We start from the raw sequence: 4,163 nt of genomic DNA on the forward strand, positions 1-4,163 counted from the left end.
AGATCCCGGCCACCGTGCGGGCCGGTGCGCTCACCGTGGACGTCAGCGACCACCGCATCCCCGCACAGGAGGTCGAGCGCATCGCGCTCACCCTCCGCACCACCGTCCCGGTTGCGCCCACCACTGAGCCAACCACCGAACGCGGCACCGAAGGCACCGACTCGGACACCGCATCCACCGACCCGCTGCCGAGTACCGGGGTGACCATTGCGTGGTCGGCAGCGATCGCCGCCACCCTCGTTCTCATCGGCGCCGCGCTGCGCCGCCGCACCCAGGAGGCCAGCCGTGGCTGACCGTCGAGCACTGCTCGCTCCCGCAGAGTCAGGTTCGATTCGCAGTCGCGTGGCGACTGCAGATCGCACGGAAACGCTCTCCGTTGGGTCGGGGGCGGTGCGCTCGCTCCGCGCCGTCGCCGTCGGGGTGATCGCTGCCCTTGCGCTCGGCTCGATCGTGATCTCGTCCGCGGCGGGCCTCGGCGGTCTGCACACCCAGCACCTCGGCGGGGCCTCCGCCTCCGTGCAGGCACTCGAGGGCACCACACTCACGTGGTCGCCACAGTGGCGCGACGGCGGGTGGCAGGTGGGGGGCGTCACGGTGACCGCTGACCCTGCGCGCGGGTTCCTCGCCGGCGACCACGCACGCCTGACGATCGCCGGCACCGACACGTGCGAGCTCACCACCACGCTCGACGCACCCGCCGCCACGATCGCCTTCACGTCCGGCACCCTCACCGCCGCGTGCGGCCGGCTCCCGGCGCTCACGTCCGCGACGTCGGCCGCACTCGTGGTGACCGGCGCCGACGGGAGCACCCAGGTCAGCAACATCGGATCCGTGACCGGCTCGATCGCCGGCTTCTCCGGAGCGGTCACCGCCACGGGCGAGGCGCGCGCGACCACCGCGAACCGTGTGATCACGAGCGTCGTCGTCGACGTTCCCGGCATCAGCGCCCACCAGCTCACCGGCGCCACCCTCACCATCGCGACCACCGGCCACGAGCCCGTGACCACCTCGGTGAGCAACGCCGTCGGGCACGGCGACGGAGCCCGCGTGACGATCGACGTGACCGACCAGGCATGGACGACCACGACCGCTCGTCAGGTCGACCTCGCCCTCAGCACGCCGCAGCGGCTCGGAGCCTCCGCAGCCGTGGTCCTCGCGCGGACCACCACCAGCGCCGAGGCACCCGCTACCCCCGGTGGTCCGGGCGGCAACGAGCCCGGCAGTGGCGGTGACACCGGCGACAACCCCGGCACCACGACGCCCCCGGCGACCGGAGGCAACGGGCTCCAGCCCACCAAGGTCAGTCCGGGGATCGCCTACAGCTACCGCACCCCCTGGACCGGAGTGCAGACGAACAACCTCACGTTCTGCCACGAGTTCACGGTCACCAACACCACCCGCCGCACCCTGGGCGACTGGACCGTCACGTTCGACACGCGACTGGCGCCGATGTGGGGCATGGACCCCACCCAGGCCGGCACCGTGCGGCTCAGCAACATCGAGACCCGCAGCTACGGCCGCGGTAACGGCGCGTGGACGGTGGGCGGCAACAGCGACTGGGCGCGCAGCCTGCAGGCGGGCGAGTCGCGCACGGTGAGCTTCTGCGCCACGAGCGTGCCGACGCCCACACCGGACCCGTCGCTGTACAACGTCACCGTGAGCGTGGTCTCGCAGGGCGACTGGTACGTCACGTTCCGCGTGAAGGTGACCTCCACGAGCGAGTTCTACGTGCCGTGGCGCGCCGAGGTGGATCTCGCGGACCTCGTGTGCGGCGCCAGCCTCACCGGTAAGCCGCTGACATTCAGCCAGGTCACCGCCACGCCCGTTGCTGGAAGCAGCACTGCGTACGTGCTGCAGGGCACCACGGGCGACACGCAGCTAGTGTCCGCGAGCCACTCGCGCGACGTCGTCTTCGCGACCTACAGCCCCGGCCCGGGCTGGCAGTCGTGCGGTCAGTGATGGCCGACGGCGGTGGGTCGGGTTCCGAGACCGCGTTCAGCCGGGTGTTCTCCGATATCGTCACGGAGAAGGTCGTGGCGGCGCCCGCGCGGCGCCCGGAGTCGGGGGGCACTGGCGTGGACGCGCAACAGATCGCGGTCGTCATCGAGGACGACGAGGACATCCGCGGTCTCGTGAGTACGGTGCTGGAGCAGGCGGGATTCACGGTCCACGCGGCCGCGACCGGTCTTGACGGCGTGGCGCTGGTGCGGGAGCACGACCCGATCGTCACCACTCTCGACGTCAGCATGCCGGGCATCGACGGCTTCGAGACCGCGAAGCGGATCCGGGCCATCAGCTCGACCTACATCGTCATGCTCACGGCGCGCGACGACGAGATCGACACCCTGCAGGGCCTGCAGTCCGGAGCCGACGACTACCTCACCAAACCCTTCCGACCCCGCGAGCTGCGGGCACGCATCGAGGCGATGCTCCGCCGTCCGCGCGGCCTCGTCGGCAGCGGGACGGAGCCTGCGCGCGAGGCGCGTGAGGGCGATGCCGCGTTCCTCCACCACGGCCTGCGTCTCGACCCCGAGACCAGGGACGTGACCCGCGACGGTTCTGCGGTTGAGCTCACCCGCAGCGAGTTCGACATCCTCGCCGAGCTGATGCGGCGCGGGCGACGTGTGGTCAGCAAGTCCGACCTGGCGCTCGCGGTGCGGGGAGACGCGCACGCCGGCACCTACGTCTCCGAGCACGACACCCGCGCGATCGAGGTGCACGTGGCGAACCTGCGCCGCAAGCTGGGCGAGTCGGCCACGTCACCTCGGTGGATCGAGACCATCCGAGGTGTCGGGTATCGCCTGACCGCCGATTGAGAGGTCGGCGAGCTCGACCGACCCGTCGGCGGCGTCCGTCGAGCGCGCGGCGGCCTGAGCCGCTGCGGTCATCAGACCCGCGGCACTGTGCTCGCTGCTCGGGGTGCGGATCGCGACGCCGATGCCAAGCACCGGCACCACGGGGGCGTCCAATGAGTGGAGTCCGGCGAGCGTCAGCTGCGCGATCCGTCGCACGGTGCGCATGGCCTCCGGTTCCGAGGTGTCCGCGAGATACAGCAGCGCGCCGGCCTCGCCGTCCCAGCCGAGCAATGCGGCCGCAGGCGCGTGCTCGAGCACGCCGGCACGCATGTGCGCAGCAATCCGCTGCGACTCGCTGGTTCCGAAGGCCTCGGCGATCCGGTCGATGCCCTCCAGCTCGAGCCTCACCACCGCCGCCGTGCTCCGGCGGCTCGCATGACGGGAGAGCGCGGCGTCCAGCAGTTGCACGAACGAGCGTCCATCAAGCAGTCCGTCGGCGCTGAGAGCGAGCTTCGTGGCACGCTGCGCGCCCGTGGCCGCCTGGTCCTGGATGCGCAGCACCACCATGGTCGTGACGGCGACGATGGTGAGGATGATCGTGACCAGTGACGTGGTGGGTGTGCCGAACCACTCGGAGAACAGCGAGGACTCGGGCCCCAGGAGCGTGAACACGAAGGTGCGAGCGAGGTAGTACAGGCACACGGCGCCCATGACCACCGTCATCGCTGTCGCCGGCCGTAGATGCAGCAGCGCAGCACGACGCGTCTCGAAGCATGCGAGACCGGACAGCACGGCGATCGATGCGAGCATGACGGCTGCGCCCGCCCAGTCGCCGCCGCCGGGGCCCTCGAGCGCAGTGGCAAGGAATGTCGCTCCGATGGCGATCGTCAGCACCCAGGTGGCCCAGCGCAGGTCGGGCCGGTTGAAGCGACGGCAGCCGAGCCACAGGAATCCGATGCTCGCGACGAACGAGGCGTTCCCGACCGCGACGGACATCCACGCCCCGGGCAGGAACGACCACACCATGTAGGCGAAGGCGGTGAGGACCCCGGAACTGAACGCAACCGTCCACAGACGCGCGGCCATGTTGCCGGCGTAGGTGAGCGTGTCGGCGAGATACAGCACGCAGCACACCGTCACCACCACAGCGGTGACCAGACTCGTGGTGGTCGGGTCGAGCCAGGTCATGCTGGGTCCTCCTCGTCAACGGGGAGCGGTAGCCGAACAACGAAGCTCGCGCCGCGGCCGGGTTCGCTGCTGACCGTGATCTCTCCACCATGCGCTCGCACGATGTCACGGCTGATCGCGAGGCCGAGTCCACTGCCGTGGACGCTGGACTTACGGACACCGTCGGACCGGTAGAAGCGG

Annotated in this window: 5 protein-coding genes; 3 read left to right on the forward strand and 2 right to left on the reverse strand. The window is 70.7% G+C overall.

The features are described 5' to 3' along the window. The 3 genes from ACOJSN_RS24185 to ACOJSN_RS24195 form a co-directional block, all read left to right on the forward strand. Positions 1-293: hypothetical protein (locus tag ACOJSN_RS24185; RefSeq protein WP_420115041.1), on the forward strand; the 293-nt coding region annotated here is incomplete at its 5' end. A 97-nt stretch (positions 294-390) separates the two neighbouring features. Beyond that, positions 391-1,959 (forward strand): hypothetical protein, encoded by a 1,569-nt coding sequence (locus ACOJSN_RS24190; RefSeq protein ID WP_420115042.1) that lies wholly within the window; start codon positions 391-393, stop codon positions 1,957-1,959. A 116-nt stretch (positions 1,960-2,075) separates the two neighbouring features. Continuing rightward, the gene (locus tag ACOJSN_RS24195) at positions 2,076-2,816 is read left to right on the forward strand and encodes a response regulator transcription factor (protein ID WP_420115045.1); all 741 of its coding nucleotides are present in this window, start codon (positions 2,076-2,078) and stop codon (positions 2,814-2,816) included. Here the strand turns inward: ACOJSN_RS24195 and ACOJSN_RS24200 are convergent. Both ACOJSN_RS24200 and ACOJSN_RS24205 read right to left on the reverse strand, forming a co-directional pair. Then, complete coding sequence (locus ACOJSN_RS24200; protein WP_420115043.1) at positions 2,760-3,983, reverse strand: hypothetical protein; 1,224 nt, start codon at positions 3,981-3,983, stop codon at positions 2,760-2,762. The two genes, ACOJSN_RS24195 and ACOJSN_RS24200, sit on opposite strands and share 57 nt — an antisense overlap. Next, a partial coding sequence (locus tag ACOJSN_RS24205; RefSeq protein ID WP_420115044.1) for an ATP-binding protein occupies positions 3,980-4,163 on the reverse strand: 184 nt, incomplete at its 5' end. The genes ACOJSN_RS24200 and ACOJSN_RS24205, both read right to left, overlap by 4 nt.

This window comes from Pseudactinotalea sp. (assembly GCF_048594945.1).
Lineage (GTDB): Bacteria > Actinomycetota > Actinomycetes > Actinomycetales > Beutenbergiaceae > Pseudactinotalea.

Bases quoted from the DNA above. Each gene is read 5' to 3' on its own strand.
- ACOJSN_RS24200 (WP_420115043.1), bottom strand. From the start codon at position 3,983: ATGACCTGGCTCGACCCGACCACCACGAGTCTGGTCACCGCTGTGGTG.